Origin of the sequence: Nostoc sp. (assembly GCF_036917575.1) — a bacterium.
Taxonomy (GTDB): domain Bacteria; phylum Cyanobacteriota; class Cyanobacteriia; order Cyanobacteriales; family Nostocaceae; genus Nostoc.
The window spans coordinates 1-18,063 of sequence record NZ_JBALDC010000015.1 but is presented as its reverse complement, the minus strand read 5'-3'; the positions used below and the strand labels follow the sequence as shown (position 1 = coordinate 18,063).

At 42.3% G+C, this 18,063-nt stretch carries 20 protein-coding genes; 4 read left to right on the top strand and 16 right to left on the bottom strand.

Annotated elements, in window-relative coordinates:
- Nucleotide 1: 1 nt before the first annotated feature.
- Nucleotides 2-307, bottom strand: a complete 306-nt coding sequence (locus tag V7K79_RS03225) for a hypothetical protein (protein WP_335044654.1) — start codon at nt 305-307, stop codon at nt 2-4.
- 232 nt (nt 308-539) lie between these two features.
- Nucleotides 540-746, bottom strand: coding sequence for a twin-arginine translocation signal domain-containing protein (locus V7K79_RS03220; RefSeq protein WP_335044653.1), 207 nt, complete (start codon nt 744-746; stop codon nt 540-542).
- 447 nt (nt 747-1,193) lie between these two features.
- Here V7K79_RS03220 and V7K79_RS03215 point away from each other — a divergent pair, with 447 nt between their 5' ends.
- Nucleotides 1,194-1,568 (top strand): hypothetical protein, encoded by a 375-nt coding sequence (locus tag V7K79_RS03215; protein ID WP_335044652.1) that lies wholly within the window; start codon nt 1,194-1,196, stop codon nt 1,566-1,568.
- Between the two features lie 216 nt (nt 1,569-1,784).
- On the opposite strand, the gene V7K79_RS03210 is transcribed toward V7K79_RS03215, so the two are convergent.
- Nucleotides 1,785-1,916 (bottom strand): hypothetical protein, encoded by a 132-nt coding sequence (locus V7K79_RS03210; RefSeq protein WP_335044650.1) that lies wholly within the window; start codon nt 1,914-1,916, stop codon nt 1,785-1,787.
- 22 nt (nt 1,917-1,938) lie between these two features.
- Between V7K79_RS03210 and V7K79_RS03205 the strand changes: the two genes are divergently transcribed.
- Nucleotides 1,939-4,608 (top strand): tetratricopeptide repeat protein, encoded by a 2,670-nt coding sequence (locus V7K79_RS03205; RefSeq protein WP_335044648.1) that lies wholly within the window; start codon nt 1,939-1,941, stop codon nt 4,606-4,608.
- A gap of 353 nt (nt 4,609-4,961) precedes the next feature.
- Here the strand turns inward: V7K79_RS03205 and V7K79_RS03200 are convergent, their stop codons facing one another.
- From V7K79_RS03200 to V7K79_RS03155, 10 genes are all read right to left on the bottom strand, one after another.
- Nucleotides 4,962-5,528, bottom strand: coding sequence for a PEP-CTERM sorting domain-containing protein (locus V7K79_RS03200; protein WP_335044646.1), 567 nt, complete (start codon nt 5,526-5,528; stop codon nt 4,962-4,964).
- Nucleotides 5,529-5,812: 284 nt separating this feature from the next.
- The gene (locus V7K79_RS03195; protein ID WP_335044644.1) at nt 5,813-5,941 is read right to left on the bottom strand and encodes a hypothetical protein; all 129 of its coding nucleotides are present in this window, start codon (nt 5,939-5,941) and stop codon (nt 5,813-5,815) included.
- A 17-nt stretch (nt 5,942-5,958) separates the two neighbouring features.
- Nucleotides 5,959-6,888: a cation diffusion facilitator family transporter gene (locus tag V7K79_RS03190; RefSeq protein ID WP_335044643.1), complete on the bottom strand. Its 930-nt coding sequence runs from the start codon at nt 6,886-6,888 to the stop codon at nt 5,959-5,961.
- Between the two features lie 182 nt (nt 6,889-7,070).
- Nucleotides 7,071-9,284: a xanthine dehydrogenase family protein molybdopterin-binding subunit gene (locus V7K79_RS03185; RefSeq protein WP_335044641.1), complete on the bottom strand. Its 2,214-nt coding sequence runs from the start codon at nt 9,282-9,284 to the stop codon at nt 7,071-7,073.
- On the bottom strand, nt 9,281-10,264 hold the full coding sequence (locus V7K79_RS03180; protein WP_335044639.1) for an FAD binding domain-containing protein: 984 nt from the start codon (nt 10,262-10,264) through the stop codon (nt 9,281-9,283). Before V7K79_RS03180 ends, V7K79_RS03185 begins: the two co-directional genes overlap by 4 nt.
- Nucleotides 10,251-10,874 carry a 2Fe-2S iron-sulfur cluster-binding protein gene (locus V7K79_RS03175; protein ID WP_335044637.1) on the bottom strand — a complete coding sequence of 208 codons (624 nt, stop codon included), beginning with the start codon at nt 10,872-10,874 and terminating at the stop codon, nt 10,251-10,253. The genes V7K79_RS03180 and V7K79_RS03175 overlap by 14 nt, the downstream gene beginning before the upstream one ends.
- 530 nt (nt 10,875-11,404) lie before the next feature.
- Complete coding sequence (locus V7K79_RS03170) at nt 11,405-11,746, bottom strand: cupin domain-containing protein (protein WP_335044635.1); 342 nt, start codon at nt 11,744-11,746, stop codon at nt 11,405-11,407.
- A gap of 259 nt (nt 11,747-12,005) precedes the next feature.
- On the bottom strand, nt 12,006-12,392 hold the full coding sequence (locus V7K79_RS03165) for a hypothetical protein (RefSeq protein ID WP_335044633.1): 387 nt from the start codon (nt 12,390-12,392) through the stop codon (nt 12,006-12,008).
- A gap of 292 nt (nt 12,393-12,684) precedes the next feature.
- A complete protein-coding gene (locus tag V7K79_RS03160) occupies nt 12,685-13,383 on the bottom strand; it encodes an SRPBCC family protein (RefSeq protein ID WP_335044631.1) in 699 nt (232 codons plus the stop codon).
- 220 nt (nt 13,384-13,603) lie between these two features.
- Complete coding sequence (locus tag V7K79_RS03155) at nt 13,604-14,695, bottom strand: DJ-1/PfpI/YhbO family deglycase/protease (protein ID WP_335044630.1); 1,092 nt, start codon at nt 14,693-14,695, stop codon at nt 13,604-13,606.
- 431 nt (nt 14,696-15,126) lie between these two features.
- Here V7K79_RS03155 and V7K79_RS03150 point away from each other — a divergent pair, with 431 nt between their 5' ends.
- Nucleotides 15,127-15,519 (top strand): DUF6335 family protein, encoded by a 393-nt coding sequence (locus V7K79_RS03150; RefSeq protein ID WP_335044628.1) that lies wholly within the window; start codon nt 15,127-15,129, stop codon nt 15,517-15,519.
- A gap of 6 nt (nt 15,520-15,525) precedes the next feature.
- Here V7K79_RS03150 and V7K79_RS03145 read toward each other — a convergent pair whose 3' ends face one another.
- Nucleotides 15,526-15,930 carry a response regulator gene (locus V7K79_RS03145; RefSeq protein ID WP_335044626.1) on the bottom strand — a complete coding sequence of 135 codons (405 nt, stop codon included), beginning with the start codon at nt 15,928-15,930 and terminating at the stop codon, nt 15,526-15,528.
- A gap of 345 nt (nt 15,931-16,275) precedes the next feature.
- Nucleotides 16,276-17,073, bottom strand: coding sequence for a peroxiredoxin-like family protein (locus V7K79_RS03140; protein ID WP_335044624.1), 798 nt, complete (start codon nt 17,071-17,073; stop codon nt 16,276-16,278).
- Between the two features lie 265 nt (nt 17,074-17,338).
- On the opposite strand from V7K79_RS03140, the gene V7K79_RS03135 reads away from it, so the two are divergent.
- Nucleotides 17,339-17,536: an NblA/ycf18 family protein gene (locus tag V7K79_RS03135; RefSeq protein ID WP_335044622.1), complete on the top strand. Its 198-nt coding sequence runs from the start codon at nt 17,339-17,341 to the stop codon at nt 17,534-17,536.
- Between the two features lie 146 nt (nt 17,537-17,682).
- On the opposite strand, the gene V7K79_RS03130 is transcribed toward V7K79_RS03135, so the two are convergent.
- The gene (locus tag V7K79_RS03130) at nt 17,683-17,850 is read right to left on the bottom strand and encodes a hypothetical protein (protein ID WP_335044620.1); all 168 of its coding nucleotides are present in this window, start codon (nt 17,848-17,850) and stop codon (nt 17,683-17,685) included.
- Nucleotides 17,851-18,063: the final 213 nt, after the last annotated feature.

Genomic DNA, 18,063 nt, shown 5'->3' with positions numbered 1-18,063 from the left:
CTTAAGCAGCTTCAGTCATAAACTGTTTGTCTGAAGAACTGGGGGTATTTTGCCCTGATGTAGTTGGTGATGTAGTTGGTGATGCAGTTGGTGATGCAGTTGGTGATGCAGTTGGTGATGCAGTTGGTGAGGTAGTTGCTGATGGAGTTGCTGATGGAGTTGCTGATGGAGTTTCAGTAGTTCGCACAGACTGAGCAGCTGGAGCTTCAGATGTAGTCTGGTCATGCGGAGTAGTTGGTGTGCAACCAGTTGCCAAAGATAAGGCGATCGCTACTATACCAGTAGAAAATATTTTAAAGTTGGACATAATTGTTCTCCTTGGATAAAGCTATATTTTCAAACGTCGAATGAAAAATAAGGGCGATCGCACCATTGAGTACGATAGCTAATGCTGAAATCATCTTTTCTTTCCCTCATCCTTCCCATAACATCTCAAGGCTTTGAGGGTAAATACATCTTCCAATCGATAGACTCAGCAGCAATAAATTCTGAGATGACAGTGAATTGTCTGGCTGGTTGTGAAAATACATTGAGTAACATCAACTCGGTGTAATATCATGTCCGGTAAAAGACTTATCATTAAAACCGCAGTTCTTGCAGGGGACAGGGAGCAGAGGGAAAGAGGGTTTTCCAGTTTCTGCTTGAGCGAGGCTCGGTTGCAAAAATCCTTCCGAAACTGCAAGTCCTGCTGCCACTAATCCCGAAGCAGAAGCAGTTTTCAACAAGCTGCGTCTACTGATTTCCATAATTGTCTCCTATCAAGCAACAATAGGAATGAGCCGCGATCATACCACGGCAATTTAGTACAAAGATTCTAACTAAGGTGTGTTTTGAAACATATTCCTCAAGATGCATTTACAATACAAGCCAACGCATTCATGATGTTTACTTTTTGTTTAAGCTTGGCTATGTCTATTTAGCGTTGCATTTTATCTAGAGATGCGATCGCGCTACTTGCTAATTAGTGTCGTCTTACGGTTTTGTAATTGCATCGGTCTGTTATGCCAATACATTGGTCTGTTATGCCAATACATCAGTCTGTTATGTTAATGCATCGACTTGTTATGCCAATACATCGGTCTGTTATCTTAAACCACCCTTTCTAACCTTGCTTTATCTAAAAATTTCATCTTACTGCTAATTTTTATGTTGTAATGGGTACAGTAAATGTATAATTTACTAAGTATGCATATATGCCTCCCCAAAATACAACAAACCGTTTGCGCCCTCAGTTGATTAGTCAAGATATTAGCTCATTCCACGGTTTACAGACTGTCAGCACCTACAATACGACTCGTACTGATGCCTCAGTTGCCAAGTTGCAGGAAGTTTATCAGGCGATGTTGAATTCTCAACAAACTGAAACCGAGAAACTAGCTTTATACCGTGCTGCTGCCGATGCTGCGCGATTAGCAGAGTGGGAATTTCATAATACTGTATTAGCGATGAAAGAAGTCGTGCGCGGACAATATGGCTCAGATAGCGACCAAGCTCAAGCTGTAGGGCTGAAGAAAAAATCAGATCGCAAGCGTCCTTCGCGCAAAAAGTTAAATGCGATGGCAAGTTAATCAACTTAATTGAGTTTGCAAATTAGCGATCGCCACTTATATGATTAAGCTTTCTATCGTTTCAGCAATGCTTACGGCTGCCTACGCTTACACATTTGCAGTATTCGGGGTGCAGTTTATCTAGAGATGCGATCGCACTAAAATTAAAGATCCACATCAGCAAGTATCTTTTAATTTTGTATCAGGCGCTTGCATTTATCTGCTATAACGTGCTTTTTAGCCGGCGATCGCAATTGCGTAGGCATAGCCTGCCGTAGGCATCGCCTTTTCTATAAAAATGGTATTTATGCCAGAAGAATGAGGAAATTCCCTAGAAATCGAGAGAAAGTAGAAATTAAGTAGAATCAAGAAGAAATCTCACAAGCTGTCTATGCAATGGGTTGATTTTCTAACCAATGAAGCTGCTACTCATAGCCTATCCTCGGAGCAGACGGCAGCTTTTATAGAGCGTTTGAAGAATGAAAACTCAAGTAAGAGTCAGGTGAAACTTGCCAGTGAATTGAATATTGGTGCTGGTGTTTTCAAAAAGCTGATGACTAAGGTGTATAACAAGTTTGCTCAGAGTTATCCTGAGTTAGCGACTTCTAAGAGTCGGGGCAAACTAGAAAAATTACGGGCTTGCCTGAAAGCAAAATATGATGACAGGCAAGACTTCGGCGTGAGCGCTCAGTCGAACGCTGTCCACACCACAATTAAAGAAATTCATCAAAATATTCCCCCTGCTGTTCCATTTGAAAAATTTGTGGGACGTGAGGCAGAACTGCAAAGCCTGCACTCCTCATTACAAACATCTGGGCAAGTTGCCATTGTAGCTAAAGCGGGTATGGATGGAGTTGGCAAAACTGAACTCGCTACTCAATACGCCAAACAGCATTTACAAAATTATCAAGGTGGGGTTTGCTGGTTATCAGCACAGGCAATAAATGTCGAAATTCAGATTCTCAGATTTGCCCAATTGAAATTTAACCTGATTGCACCGGATGAGTGGGAATTAGCAGATAGGCTAAGATACTGCTGGCAAAATTGGCAACAAGGTGAAGTGTTACTGGTGTTTGATGATGTCACTGACTACAAAACACAGGTTCAACCTTATATACCCCCAGAATCACCCCGATTTAAAGTATTGCTGACAACGCGCCAGGAATTTGATAGAACTTTGCCGCAATTACCTTTGGGTGTTCTCAAACCATTAGCAGCGATGAAATTATTAAAATCGCTGGTTGACAGGGAACGACTTAAAAGCGAGGCTTGGGTTGCCAGAAGAATTTGTAAATTCTTGGGATATTTGCCTTTGGCATTAGAGTTAGTGGGGCGATATCTGGATACAATATCAGATTTGTCTTTGGAGACACTACTAAAGCGGCTAGAGAAAAAGCGATTGGAACACGAAGCAGTAACCAAGGCTAACCCATTGATACGTTATGAATACGGCGTTGCTGAAGCTTTTGCATTGAGTTGGAAACAGTTAGATGAGAAAGCACAAGGCTTAGGCTGTTGGCTGAGTTTGTATGCCTTGACTGACATTCCCTTATTTGTTGAAGCAATAGAAAATGAGGATGAACAAGAATTCTGGGAGAAAGCTATAGCCCAGTTGCAAAAACTGCATTTAATACAATGGCAAAGAAAAGGAATTTATCGTCTACATCCACTGATTCGGCAATTTTTCCAAATGAAGTTGGATGAGTTACGTGAGGCAGATAATGTGAAAACTGCTTTTGTGGCACTGCTAGTAGAAGTGGCAAAGCAAATTCCTCAACAGCCTAACCTTGAAGATATTTTCAATCTCACTTCTCCTATCCCCCACATTGCAGAAATTGTAACCCGTCTATCCCAGTATCTCAGTAACGAAGATTTAATTTGCCCTTTCACAAGCTTAGGCTGGTTTTATCAAGCTCAAGGATTTTATCAGCAAGCAGAACCTTGGTACAAACTATGTATTGAGGTAGCTGAAAACCGTCTTGGTTTAGAACATCCTGATGTTGCCACTAGCCTGAACAACCTCGCAGAACTCTATCATTCTATAGGACGGTACAGCGAAGCCGAGCCTCTGTATCAGCAAGCTTTGTCACTCCAGAAACGCTTACTGGGAGATAACCATCCCGATGTCGTTACTAGCCTGAACAATCTCGCAGGACTTTACAAATCTACAAGACTCTACAGCAAAGCTAAACCCTTGTTTGAGCAAGCTTTGGAATTAAGCAAACGCTTACTAGGAGACAACCATCCTCTTGTCGTCACTAGCTTAAACAATCTGGCAGCACTGTATCATTCTATAGGACAGTATAGCGAAGCCCAAGCTCTGTATCAGCAAGCTTTGTCACTGACAAAAAGTTTATTGGGAGACAACCATCTTGATGTCGCTACTAGCCTGAACAATCTTGCAGTACTCTACGAATCTACAGGACGTTACAGCGAAGCCGAGCCTCTGTATAAGCAAGCTTTACAATTGAGAAAACGCTTACTAAAAGACAACCATCTTGATGTTGCCACTAGCCTAAATAATCTCGCAGAACTTTACCGTTTTACAGAACGCTACAGTGAAGCCGAACCTCTGTATCAGCAAGCTTTAGAATTGAGAAAACGCTTACTAAAAGACAACCACCCCGATGTCGCCACTAGTCTGAACAATCTTGCAGAACTCTACCGTTTTGCAGAACGCTACAGCGAAGCCGAACCTCTGTATCAGCAAGCTTTAGAATTGAGAAAACGTTTACTAAAAGACAACCATCCTGATGTCGCCACTAGCTTGAATAATCTCGGATTACTCTACGGTTCTACAGAACGCTACAGCGAAGCTGAACCTCTATATAAGCAAGCTTTAGAATTGAGAAAACGCTTACTGGGAGACAACCATCATCATGTTGCCAATAGTCTGAATAATCTGGCATTACTCTACAAAGTTACAGGACGCTACAACGAAGCCAAACCCTTGTTTGAGCAAGCTTTGGCGATTTGTGAGCAGACTTTAGGTGTCGGTCATCCCAATACAATGACAATAAGGGGAAATTATGCAATCTTTTTAAGAGAAATATATCGCTAGCGATGGCATCTCTTTAACGAATCACACCATAACCCTTCACTTGTCAAATCTTTGCCCAACTGCAAGGAATAATTGATGTTAGACAATAATCGTAGTTTAAAGTTTAGGAGCGATCGCCTATCAATTGTAACTTCAAAGGGCGATCGCTCCTTTTTAATCTCTTCCTCAGTGTCCTCTGCGCCTTTGCGGTTCGATTCTCATACCCCCTCATATCGTGTGTCGCATTCATTTTTAAAATTGATATAACATTGCGATCGCCTGTAGCTGCCATTAACCAGATATTCGATTGCTTGATATGGATCGTTCTTAGAATCGCGGTTGCAACTCAAAAGTCAGGTATCTCGTTTCACTGTTTACTCTGCGGCTTGCTGTTTGCACCGACGGATGTAGGCACAAGCGACACCTGCAAGCGCTAGACCTAAAATTGTCGTCGGTTCAGGAACAGTAGCCGTATTTGTTTCATTTGCGGTAGATAATCTCAAGGTAAAATCGACAGGCGAACCATCGCTGACCGTGCGCTGAATGCGGAACACTTGACTAGGGTTGATGCGCGCGCCTGTGAATGTTGCAACGGAGTTGTTTTCAGATAGCGTCACCTTGTAAAGGTTTGAAGTAACAGTGCCAAACTGAGCATCAGGGCTTAACAGACGATACACAATATCACCGACAGAGACATCTAAGTTATTCAGGTTATTGTTAATCCTTAGTGCAGGTCCCGATCCTGTCGTCAGAGTAGGACTAATATATGGCAGGGACGTACTTCCTAGCTGGGTGAAACTGAAGACTGGTTCACCGAAGGGAGGCGCTGGGACAACGTCTAAGGCTTGATTGACAAACGAGACTGCTTGTGCAGCCGGTGTAGTGCTAACTAAGGCAGCTAATGCTATAATAGTCGAGAGTGCGAACTTTTCTGTTTTCATGGTTTTGAATGGACTCCTAATTAGAACTACAATCATCAAAGCTAGCCAATTGAACTTGAAGATGCACAGATGGAAAGTAGGGATTTAATTGGCATCATCAGCACAAAATTTCCTACTCAAGGCAACTGGAAAACTGAGCGATCGCTTAAGAAAACCAGATTGATATTGTAGAGATAACTAGATATTTATGGTTTTCCTACTAATTTACTCTCACCACAGCATCCTTAAAAATCACTAGTATCATAATAGATTCACTAAGCTTTTTATTGTCTTCTTTACTGGCTTTACAAAAACTTTAAAGTAGTCAATCGCCCTTTTAAGTCACCTTCAGTAGACCGAAAAATGAGTGCGATCGCTAATCGGATGATTGAGCTTTCATCGTTTCGGCGATCGCACAATTCCTGAAAGCTCAATAGCAGCGATTAATCTCTTATGTTATATCTTGCATTTGCTGATTGCTCGGACGCTCCAACTCCAAATCTTCCCAAGAAACTGGATCTTCTACCGGTTCTAGGTGAGTTGTAACGTGGGTTGAAGGCAGCACCCGAAGAATAGCAAGCTCAATTGCCTCGCATAAATCATGTCCTTGTTGCACTGTCCAAGATCCGGGCACAAGAACATGAAAGGAAACAAAGCGGCGGGTTCCAGCAGTGCGGGTTCGCAAGGCATGGAACTGGATGTCCTGATGTTTGTACTCGTTAAGAATGCTTTTGATTGCGTCAATTTCTTTTTTAGGTAAAGCTGCATCCAGTAACGCGCTACCGGTTTCCCGCAGCAAACGAAATCCTGTCCAAGTAATATTTGCTGCTACTATCAGTGCGACAATTGAATCGAGTACGAGAACGCCTGTTATCTTAACGAGGAAGATTCCAACTACCACACCACCCGAAGTCACCACATCGGTAAACAGGTGGTGAGCATCAGCCTTCAGTGTAATGGAACGCAACCGTCGCCCTGCCCGTAGCAAGATAAAGGCAACAACGCCGTTGATAGCGGTTGCAAATAAAGAGAGTGCTAACCCCAATCCCAGCTGTGTTAACGGTTCTGGATGCAACAAGCGTCCCCAAGCTTCAACAGCAATGCTAATGGCTGCGACTACAATCAATGCGCCTTCTGCACCACTGGAGAAGTATTCGGCTTTAGAATGCCCAAAGGCGTGTTCGGCATCGGCGGGTTTATCAGCATAGGTCAATGCCCATAGAGCCACCAATGCTGCCACGAGATTTACAATTGATTCAATAGCATCTGAAAGCAAACCTACCGATCCGGTTAGCAGGTAAGCGCCAAATTTTAGAGTAATAGTGACGATTGCCGCTGCAATCGACAAGAAAGCGTAGGAGCGGGCTGATCGACTACTCATCTCGGTCACAGACGTAACTACAGTGATTCCGAGCTAACAGTACCAAATTTGACTTTAATCGTCATCAGCCCTGAGACTTCTACTGATTGGCAAAAAAAACGTATGAACTTCTTGATCGTAATGGTAATGTAGCGATCGCCAATCGGATGATTGAGGTTTCATCGTTTCGGCAATCGCAATATCTACAGCAGCTTGTCTAATGTAATTGGCAAATCACGGACGCGCTTACCTGTGGCATGATAGACAGCGTTAGCGATCGCCGCCGCCGTGCCGGTAATCCCAATTTCGCCAATTCCCTTGACACCAAGCGGGTTGATATGTGGATCGCGTTCATCGACAAACAACACCTGAATATCAGGAACGTCTGCATTCACTGGCACGTGATACTCAGCTAAATCATGGTTGACAACGCGTCCGAGATTGGGGTCTGTTACCGTATGTTCCATTAGTGCCATACCGATACCATAGATAATCCCACCAATTAATTGACTATTGGCTGTTTTCGCATTGAGTATTCGTCCCACGCCAAAAGTTCCCACCCAGCGCGATATTCGCACTTCACCCAAATCAGGTTCAACGCGCACTTCAGCAAACTGCGCTCCAAAAGAGTGCATTGAGAACTTATTTTGTTCCTCTCCGAGTTTGGCATCACCACGCGCTTCGATCATTTTCATTCCATGCCGTGCCAAGATTGCCTGATATGTTTCGGTTGCAGAGGATTTATTTTTTAAGAAAAAGCTGCCATTTTCGGCAATCACATCCTCAGCGTTTGAACTATAAAGCGGCGATTTTTGATCGGCAAGTGCTAGTTGCAAAAGCTGACTGCGAGCTTGATTTCCGGCTAAATGCACAGAGGAACTGACACTGGCAGCTGTTTGTGAACCACCGGAAACGGGAGTTTTTGGCATAGTCGTATCGCCTAGTTCAAAGCGAACTTTGTCAACTGGTAGACCGAGTGCCTCAGCTGCGACTTGAGTCATGACAGTATAAGTCCCCGTGCCAATATCTTGGGAACCGCTCTGCACAACGGCTGTACCGTCTGCCATAATTCGAGCGATCGCCGATGCTGGAGAACGGTTGGTAGGATAAGTTGCTGTTGCCATACCCCAACCAATCAAATAATTGCCGTCTCGCATCGAACGGGGTTTAGGATTGCGCTTTTGCCAGCCAAACTTTTCTGCTCCTAATCTATAGCACTGGATGAGTGACTTGCTCGACCAAGGCAGTCCTTTACTGGGATCGACATCAGCATGGTTACGCAGACGCAGTTCTACCGGATCGATATTCAGCGCATAAGCTAGTTCGTCCATTGCCGATTCTAAGGCAAACGACCCAGAAGCTTCTCCAGGGGCACGCATGAAAGTTGGTGTACCCTCATCGAGCTGCACCAGATGGTGGCTAGTTTCGATATTTGGGCAAGCGTAAAGCATCCGGGCGCTTTTACCAACTGGTTCGATAAATTCATCGAAAGTTGAAGTCTGGGAAGTGCCAGTGTGTCGCAGAGCTGTCAATTTGCCATCGCGGGTTGCACCTAGAGCAACCTGTTGAATTGTCTCTGGTCGGAAGCCGACAGGCCCATACATCTGTATCCGTCCCAGAACTAATTTTACTGGGCGATTAACTTGCCGTGCTGCCATCGCAGCTATTGGCACATGCGACCAAGCCGACCCTTTGCAACCAAAGCCACCGCCAACAAAGTAAGACATTACCCGGACTTTCTCTGGCTCAATTCCTAATACCCCTGCCACTTTTTGTTGAGCCTGAAAGATTCCTTGAGTTGCATCATATAGCAGCAGTTGATCGCCCTGCCAAACTGCTGTTGTGGCATGAGGCTCCATCGGATTGTGATTTTCAATCGGTGTAGTATAGGTTTGCTCGACGCGGACGGCAGCAGCCGCTAGTCCCTGCTTGATATTGCCGTGCTCTAAATCGGGCGGCTCTTCTTTGGGGATTTTACCTTTAGGCAAGTATGCCTTAGCGAGGTTGTCCCGCATATTGATGGTTGGTTTCTCTTCGTCATAGCGAACTTGCACCAGCGAGGCAGCATACATCGCTCGTTCAAAGGTATCGGCAACGACGACACCAATGTGCTGACCGCTATACAAAATAACGTTATCTTGTAGCACTTGCAACTTGCGACCGCCACCTTTTTCTCCAGAAGCCTTGGGCGCGTTCAGGTGGGTAATTACTGCCAATACACCCGGTACTTGCTCTGCCGCCTTTGTATCGATTTTGGCAATCTTCCCTTTGGCGATCGTGCTTTGAATTGTCACACCATAAGTCATTTTGGCAACCGGAAACTCTGCGGCATAGCGTGCCCCACCTGTCACCTTCAAATGTCCATCGACTCGGTTAAGCGGTTTGCCGAGAACTGTATTTGTATCCCCTGTATTCATGCCATTCCTCCCACCGTTGTCAACGCTTTAATAATTGTGCGTTTAGCGAGTTCGACCTTAAACCCGTTGTATTTTTGAGGTTTAGCTCCAGCGATCGCTGCGGACGCTGCTGCTTGAAATGTTGCCTGGTTTGCGGGCTTATTCAACAAAGCTTTTTCAGCTTCAAAGGCACGCCAAGGCTTAGTTCCTACGCCACCCAAGGCAATGCGGGCGGCACGAATGATGCCATTTTGAACATCTAATGCCGCCGCAACCGATGCCATCGCAAAGGCATAGGAGGCGCGATCGCGGACTTTTAAATAATGCGATCGCCTAGCAAGGTTTGAGGCAGGCAAATCAACGGCAACGATTAACTCTCCGTGTTGCAAAACTGTCTCTGTTTCTGGTGTATCACCTGGTACGAGATGAAAATCGACGAGCGGAATACTGCGCTCTCCTCTCGGCCCGCGCGTTTGCACAACGGCATCGAGTGCGATCATTGCCACAGCCATATCAGAGGGATGAGTGGCAATACAGCGATCGCTACCGCCGAGAATCGCATGGATGCGATTGTAACCCTCGATTGCCGGACAACCCGAACCGGGAACGCGCTTGTTACAGGGCATTGAAGTATCGCGGAAGTAGTAACAGCGAGTACGTTGCAGTAAATTGCCGCCCACACTTGCCATATTTCGCAATTGTGGCGATGCCCCAGACAGCAACGCTTCCGATAACACAGGGTAACGCTCCTGAATCATCGCATTATAAGCAACGTCACTATTGCGTGCCATTGCGCCAATCCGCACGCCGTTACCCTGCATTTCTATCTTGGTCAGCGCTAATGGGTTAATGTCAACCAATTCTGTTGGAGTTTGGACATTCAGCTTCATCAGATCGATCAAGCTAGTACCACCAGCGAGGTACGAAGCTTGAGCATCTGGAGCTACCAACCCCACAGCATTTTCCGCTTGTCCTGCTTTTTTATAGTTAAACGGCCGCATCTTTTTTCTCCCCTAATACATCGCGGACAGCAGCCACGATATTTGGATAAGCGCCACAACGGCAGATATTCCCACTCATCAGTTCCCGAATGTCGGCATCTGACTTAGCGTGTCCTTCGTTCACCAAACCCACCGCCGAACAAATCTGTCCTGGCGTACAGTAGCCGCACTGAAACGCATCGTGGGCAACAAACGCGGCTTGCATTGGGTGCAGATTGTTTCCTTGCTCCAACCCTTCAATGGTTGTGATTTTTGCGTCGGTGTGCATAACCGCAAATGTCAAGCACGAGTTAATCCGTTGCCCATCAACTAGCACCGTGCAAGCACCGCACTGTCCATGATCGCAACCTTTTTTAGTACCAATTAGCCCGATATATTCCCGAAGTGCATCAAGTAAGGTAACACGTGAATCAATCTGCAAACTATGTGCTGTTCCGTTCACTTGCAGCGTCACTTTCACAGTTTCAGGTGTGGAAGTTGCCGATACTGGAGTAGTTTTTTTTACTTGAGTTTTTGCTACACTTTTCTCTACAAAATTAGCGATCGTAGCCGCTACTGCGCTGACGACCATCAATTGACCCAACTTGCGACGTCTTAGGACAAACCTCATTTGTTGACTCCATTCTGTTTTTGTTGAGTATTAATATTGAGTAATTCTCTATGCTTAAACATCTGATAAAAAATTAGATTTTTTTATCAGCATTTTGATTTCAATGACATTATTTAATAGAATACAATTCCATCTTCTTATCTTTCTCTATCAGAAGATTTATGTCATAAGTATTATTTAGAAATTATCAAAACAGAAAAAAGCTATGAGTTAAAGTTTGAGTGGCAGATGAATAACCAATAAAATGCCACACTAAATAGACTTTGTTTTGTGGTCATAACTTCTATATGAGAGGTTGCAATAACGTCACGCAAATGCAAACAAGACGCGTAGTTTGCTTCTCTGTAACAGTATGTAAACTTGCTACCGCTAAGTAAGTCTGCAACAAAATTTATTGCAATGATTGGTAAGCTCCGAAATCCAATAAAAAGGAGAACAAGAATGTTGTTCCCCCACGAACACTTTATATTCTATGCCATTGAAAGCAGCTATAAGTTTTTAGCGATCGCCAAATATTAGATAACTAAAAATCAGTTTTCATCTCGCCCGTGAACTTGAGCGGGTGGACTAGTTGCTTCAACAGCAGTAAATGATTCTAGAATTTTATAGGTGTGACTGGCTCCTTTTGGTACTACCCAAGAACTTCCAGGCTCTAATAAAATCATTTGCCCTTCAATATGTAATTCTGCACGACCACTGATTACATAACCAACAGTTTCATATTCCCGTGCTGTTGGTTCTTTAGATTCCTGCGGTTGTTCATTTTCCCACAGACGCATGGAAACACTTTTGCCAGATGCAAGATATTTTTGACCAAGTTGACCTTTAGGAGAATTACTAGAGTCCACTTTATTAACAGTTGTATCAGACATATTTTTTGCCTCTTTGATAGTTTTAACTTGGAACCTATCCTACTAATAATATTTATGTTACAAAACCTAAGTTTATTGAGAAATGAAAACAAAAGTTATAATTTATAGCTCGTTAATATCAATAGAAATACTCTATTTATTCTGATTTTAAGACGCGATAATTATCGCGTCTTAGTAACTTTTTAAAGCTTTTTCGACAATTTATTTAGTCAAAAACTGAGACTCAAAAGTTGTTAAAACCTCAGATTCTATTTCTCAGTTATTTAGAAGAATTATGGTAATAACCTTCTTTCTCTCCAGTCACTGGAGCAACTGTTTCTTCAACTTTATTTGTTGCAGACTTAAGAAACTCTTTTGTTGCTTCAGGAGGTTTTTCATCCAAGTTTAACTTTTCGCGGATATTATCAACAGCACTTTTTATGGGATTTTGAGAGTTTGGAGTATTTTCTGTTTGGGTATCGTTTCTAATTTCACTTTGCTGATTTGGCACTCCTTGGTAATAAGTACCCTCTGGAGTAGTAACATCAGCTAGTGCTATGTTAGTGTAGCTAAAAGCCTGGCCTAGTAAGAACATAAATCCTACGAGGAAAACTACAAGTATTTGGGAAATACGAATATTTCGCAGCCATGAAATTACTCGATTCATAAAAAACCTCAATTGCATGATGTTAGGTGTACAATTCAAAATACTGAATGACTATTCAGCATTCAGGTTTAAGAATAACTTTGATGGAGTTATCCTTTTTTTGTTGAAAAAGGCGAAGGCCTTTTATACCAATAGTATTAATACTAGCATCAGACTAGGGACACCAGTCATCTAATTTCAAGCTTGGCCAGCACTAACTCATTCACTTCTGCTTTGGTAAACTTTTTAGCCATTTTCAGGCATTTAGAAAAGCGATCGCTATTAATCCCTTTTTCAGGGTTAATTATGGAAACTACTTGCGTCCACTTGTTTGACCTTCTGTGGTCGCAATTTCGCCTGTTTCCATTAGCATCTTGAAGCGATGCAATTCATCACCAACTTGCTGTTCTGGTTCTTCACCAAAAAGTTTGGCTATGGTAGCTCCCAATGCTCCACCTGGTGGGTTATACTCCAAAACAATCTTTACTTCTGTACCGCGATCGCCTAGTGCTTTTTTGAAGCGGACAAAACCAGAATTATCAACATCTGCACCTTCTACAGAAGCCCAAGAAATAAATTCATTTTCCCGGTCTTCGAGAACTTCGGCATCCCATTCCACACTATTACCCAAGGGTGCATTGGCTATCCAATGAGAACGTTTTTCGTTGTACACCTTTACAGATTTTAGATGCTTCATAAATGTGGGCAAATTCTCAAAGTTGTGCCAAAAACGATACAATTCTTCTGCCGATTTATTAATTGTTACCGTCTTTTCAATTTTGATGGGTTGGTTCATTCCTATTGCTTCCTGTGCTTGCTGGATTGTGCTTTGTTTAGTCGCACCTTGATAAATCAAACCACCACCAGCCACGGCTGTTAGCACTCCCCGCAAAGAACCTTGTTTTAAACCCATCAATACCATAGCACCGCCACCGATGAGAGATGCCCAACGCTCAACTTCACTAGCTTCACCTTGACTGGTAGTAGATTTATCGCCTGATGTCGAAGTCACTTTTTTATTTCTCCATTACATACAGTAGATAACTCCAGATAACTCCACAAATTAAATATGCGTTATCCAGAATTCTTGTAGAGACGTAACACTGTCACATCTCTACACATTCTTTTTCACCAGATATCTTGTAAAATAACCAAGACGCAAATACTCACAATAAGCTACGCATAAATTGCTTCTCCGTCGTTGGAGTATGCACCTCTGCGATTGATTACATTTATATAGCTGCTCCTGTAGTCGGCTTAGGAGGCTGAACCTGAGTGGTTATCCGCGCCCGATACAACTCTACTAATTGCTGTTCGGATTTAGATAAATCCTGGTAAATTCCTTTGAAAATAGCAGTTGCTACTGGGTCGGTGAGCATCGCAGACAAATTACCAAGGTCACCAATACCCGTTTGCACATCCCCCAAAGCAGAACGTAACTGATATATGTCATCACTTCCTGTCAAGGCAGTTTTTACCTTGGCATACTGATTGGCAAGATTTGACGCTAAAGAGGGTTTCTCACCCAAATGCTGAAGATAGGTTTCCAGTTTTTCGATGTGGCGTTGTTTATTAGCAATGATTTGTTGAAAAACTGATTTAACTTCGCTATCTGATACTTTTTCAAAGTACTTCTCAAATGCTTCAAGTGAATAACGTTCACCAGTAAGAGCAGTATTCAAACCTTTGCTAATATCACCCTTAGTTGAACCACCCCAAGCATCAGCTAGTTTCCACCATTCAGCAGTTGTGTCTTGTTCATTTGGCAATGCAGCATCTTTGCCACCATAACCTAAACGGCTCAAAATAGCTGTGGTAAAAATTGCCAAGTCTCCAGGTTCGCGAGATGTAATTAAATTCCCGTCAACTACCAATGGCTCATCTAAATAATTTGCGCCAGCGTTAGTTATATCCTTAGCAATAGCACTAAATCCAGTGGTTTGTTTGCCTTTAAGCAAGTCGCCTTCAATCAAAACTTGTGGCCCGTGACAAACGGCGGCGACTAATTTTCCTTGTTGGATAGCCTCTTGTACAAAACGTACTGTGTTGGGGTTGCGTCGCATTGCGTCGGGAGCCATACCACCGGGAATCACTACTGCATCAAATTCAGCTGCGATCGCTTCCGTTGTCGTACCATCAGCTTCTATATTAACTTTGCCAAGTTTACCTTTATATTTTTCATTCATTCGGGAACCAAGGACTACAACCTCCATTCCTGCTTGTTTGAATCCATTATATGGAACTGTAAATTCTGCATCCTCTACTGCTTGTTCAATAAGGATAGCAACTTTTTTATTACCTGGGTGATTGTTCTGTTCAGTCATAAATGGTGTTACGTTTTGAATTCTCTAGTTTTTAACTAGTTACAAAAATATTTATCGAATGAAGACAGTTAAATAGCCAGACTTTTACTGAGACAATTTTTGAGTGTTTTATTCTTTAGCATTTAGGTAATTAAAATTATGAAGAATAAATGCTAAACTTAAGATTTTATTTTGAGCTAAACTATTTTTGTCTAGCAAAAAATAGTTATGAGTTAGAAGTCACTAATGAATAATCTCGGTTGGATAACTTCTAACTCATAACTTCAACTACAAGTTCCTTGACCATGAATTCATAGCTACAATCTTATGGTGCGATCGCTAGTTTAGCGTCGTTCTCAAGGGATAGATTATTTTATCAGCTATACACCTCTAGTTATACAAATTGCTGACAAGAAAACGTTATTGTAAGAATGCAGAAAAGGTTTAGTATTATGACAGAAAAAAATCGTAATGACAAAAATAAAAGTAATGATTTGCCACAAGAAATTACCGAATCCTATGGAACAGGTGTGAAAGACTTGCCAGGATACAATATTGGCGGACGCTCTATACAAGACGAAAGAGACGAATATACAGAAACTAGTCCGAAACTTACTGGTGGAGATGTCGATGCATATTGGCAAGATGCAGATGCAGTTGGGGATGAAGCTGTTGGTGGTAGTACTTCCACTCCCGATCAAAATGTAACTGAGGACTTAGAAGCAGCAGTAGGGCTAGAAATGGCTGATTCTGAGTTTCTGCATACCAACGATATTTTAGAGGATCGTGATGGCGATCGCTGGGAGTTAGATCCAAAGTCTTCTGAAGACTATCAAGACCGATAAGAATAATTACCAATTACAAGAAGCAACCAAATTAGCCACTATCTCAACTAGTTCTTCTGGAGCGATTGGTTTAGATACATGAGTGTCAAAGCCAGCTTTCAAAGCACGGATACGAGCCTCACTATCAGCAAATGCTGTTAAAGCAATAGCTGGGACTCGTCCGCAATTATTTGGTTTAAGCGCACGGAATTTGGAGATGAAAGTGTAGCCATCCTCCCCAGGCAACCCAATATCACTAATTAAAACATCCGGTTGCAATTCGGACAAGACATTGTGTGCATCTGCTGCTGATATCACTGCTATAACTGTCGCTCCATCCATTTCCAAGACAGTAGTAAGAAAAAAGCGAGTATCATCATCATCCTCAACTACTAAGATATTTAAACCAGTAAGAATTCCAGAAGTTTGCATAATAAATGAAATTTTATCCTTACTTGCTATATTCGTAATTCGTAATTAAAAAAGTACAGAGCAAGCAGTGATTACAACTACGAATTACGTTAGCGAGTCCGCAAGCGTCATTATCAATTACGAATTATTATGACTTTTATACCCATTAGACCTTCCTTGAGAGCAGATTTTGGATTTACAAAAGTAGATTGATGTGCTCGGAATATTGATGAGATACCGAAGCAGGCTTTTTTAACAAGAAATCATTTAACACCATAATTTCAAACATATAGCTTGATGGTCATCACTGCTTCATCTATTTTCCTACTGGAAGACCATTTCACACAAATGAAATTCAAGCGTCATTTAGTGAGTTGAGGTAAAGCTATCCGTTTCGATCAAGGATAAAAATGATAGGGGCTGACTCATATTAGCAGCAAAGCCCAGAATTCCTGGATCTCGATGTTCATAAAGTAACTGGCCTTTGGTGTCAAACAGAAAAGTTCCACCACGCTGAGTTAAGTAAGCAGAATTAGGTACATAAGTATGCCAATTGCTGAGAACTTCCACCATGTTCCGTAGCCGGAGAGTAGCTAATTCAAAGGGACGTTGAAACCCACTTCCGCCAGCTAATTGAAAAAACGAGCCTTGAAAAGCAGGTAAAGGAGTACCTTGAATAATTTCATCATCTTCAATGAGTTGAGGGGCTTGACGATCTCCCCTGTATCCCCGAAAAACTTCTCTTAGTGTTCCAGGACTTCCAAACCCTGCACACATTAATATTAGATTTAGCCAAGCTTTCTGAGTAGGGGAAAGTCCAGCCAGAGTCAGATTCAGACCTGAATGAAGTTTGAGTTGATGATGTAGTTCTCCATTAGGCTCAACAAATAAATTTTCCGGTGGAAATCCTGTGTATTCACAGAATCTTATTCCAGAGGCGCGATTACCAATTCCGACTGCACGAATAGCAATTTTTTCATTTGACAATTTTTTAGCTTCGCGCTGTAACCACCACGCATATTCAAGACTATCAAAATCCCCAAGTTGTGGCCAGACTAAAATAAGGCTATATGAAGCAGTCTGACAATTTTCTAGTAAAGGTCGGGTCATGCCATCACTAACACGCTGAAGTCCGGTTTGATTAAGGATAGTGTAAGGATTCATGACAAATGATTACTCGGATATTTGGGATATCAGTGACACAGGATGTACTAAGGCATCAATATGTCATTATCTCAGTTTTGTAAATATTTTGTTATACTAGTTAGCAGAAGTTCATATTTAGGTTTAACACCGCTAAGTAAGGGAATACCCAGTAGGTTGCTTGATAAGTGTATTACTGCTAACGACAGCTAAGTATGAACGCTTCTTCTCAAGATTGCCAATATTGACCCTTTAGTTTTCGCCTATTTGGGCGATTGATACTGCAATGAATCAACCCATTACATTATCTTTAGAGCAAGAATTTAGCCTTAGAACTTTTGCTGACCAAGTGCAGCAGATGTCTCGTGAACAAGCTCAAGAGTTTTTGCTTATGCTCTATAAGCAGATGATAATTCGGGAAACGACTTATCAAGAATTGCTCAAACATCAGTTGGAAGTTGATTTAAACTCAATCTTGGACTAAAGCATACAAGCAAGTAAATGTTTTTAATTTAGCAGCGACAAAGAAATATTGGTAGAAACGATATGTCGCTGGGAGCTTCCAAAGTGCTGGAATATACCAGTTGTTGGGTAGCGATCGCTAAACCAAGTTGTCGTAGGCATCGCTACTCATTCACCAAAACAGTGGTTCGGCTGAGAGTAACGAGTGCTGAGTAAAAAGTAACGCCGTGTGCAATTTAATTTTGTTAAACCTTGATTCCATTGTGGGGTAGGCATCTTGCCATACCAGAAAGGACGGACAAGATGTCCATCCCACAAGAATAAAAAAAGTCGCACATCGTAGCTCGACTTTGCACTAAATTTATTTATGAAAAAATAAAAATATTTTTTTCAAGACATTTATGTTGAGAGAAAAATATGTCCTTGTTTGAATCCCTTAGTTTGAACTATGGGGTAATAAGCTGCTACGCAGCTAAATTTAATAAACAGCATTACCTTTGTTTTTAATCTTACGCTCCCATTTAATAACAAGACCTCCTTCATTTAGCA

What these genes read in the sequence shown, in the direction of transcription:
- V7K79_RS03225 (WP_335044654.1), bottom strand. Translation starts at nt 307, where the DNA reads ATGTCCAACTTTAAAATATTTTCTACTGGTATAGTAGCGATCGCCTTA.
- V7K79_RS03220 (WP_335044653.1), bottom strand. Translation starts at nt 746, where the DNA reads ATGGAAATCAGTAGACGCAGCTTGTTGAAAACTGCTTCTGCTTCGGGA.
- V7K79_RS03215 (WP_335044652.1), top strand. Translation starts at nt 1,194, where the DNA reads ATGCCTCCCCAAAATACAACAAACCGTTTGCGCCCTCAGTTGATTAGT.
- V7K79_RS03205 (WP_335044648.1), top strand. Translation starts at nt 1,939, where the DNA reads ATGCAATGGGTTGATTTTCTAACCAATGAAGCTGCTACTCATAGCCTA.
- V7K79_RS03200 (WP_335044646.1), bottom strand. Translation starts at nt 5,528, where the DNA reads ATGAAAACAGAAAAGTTCGCACTCTCGACTATTATAGCATTAGCTGCC.
- V7K79_RS03190 (WP_335044643.1), bottom strand. Translation starts at nt 6,888, where the DNA reads ATGAGTAGTCGATCAGCCCGCTCCTACGCTTTCTTGTCGATTGCAGCG.
- V7K79_RS03185 (WP_335044641.1), bottom strand. Translation starts at nt 9,284, where the DNA reads ATGAATACAGGGGATACAAATACAGTTCTCGGCAAACCGCTTAACCGA.
- V7K79_RS03180 (WP_335044639.1), bottom strand. Translation starts at nt 10,264, where the DNA reads ATGCGGCCGTTTAACTATAAAAAAGCAGGACAAGCGGAAAATGCTGTG.
- V7K79_RS03175 (WP_335044637.1), bottom strand. Translation starts at nt 10,874, where the DNA reads ATGAGGTTTGTCCTAAGACGTCGCAAGTTGGGTCAATTGATGGTCGTC.
- V7K79_RS03170 (WP_335044635.1), bottom strand. Translation starts at nt 11,746, where the DNA reads ATGTCTGATACAACTGTTAATAAAGTGGACTCTAGTAATTCTCCTAAA.
- V7K79_RS03165 (WP_335044633.1), bottom strand. Translation starts at nt 12,392, where the DNA reads ATGAATCGAGTAATTTCATGGCTGCGAAATATTCGTATTTCCCAAATA.
- V7K79_RS03155 (WP_335044630.1), bottom strand. Translation starts at nt 14,695, where the DNA reads ATGACTGAACAGAACAATCACCCAGGTAATAAAAAAGTTGCTATCCTT.
- V7K79_RS03150 (WP_335044628.1), top strand. Translation starts at nt 15,127, where the DNA reads ATGACAGAAAAAAATCGTAATGACAAAAATAAAAGTAATGATTTGCCA.
- V7K79_RS03145 (WP_335044626.1), bottom strand. Translation starts at nt 15,930, where the DNA reads ATGCAAACTTCTGGAATTCTTACTGGTTTAAATATCTTAGTAGTTGAG.
- V7K79_RS03140 (WP_335044624.1), bottom strand. Translation starts at nt 17,073, where the DNA reads ATGAATCCTTACACTATCCTTAATCAAACCGGACTTCAGCGTGTTAGT.
- V7K79_RS03135 (WP_335044622.1), top strand. Translation starts at nt 17,339, where the DNA reads ATGAATCAACCCATTACATTATCTTTAGAGCAAGAATTTAGCCTTAGA.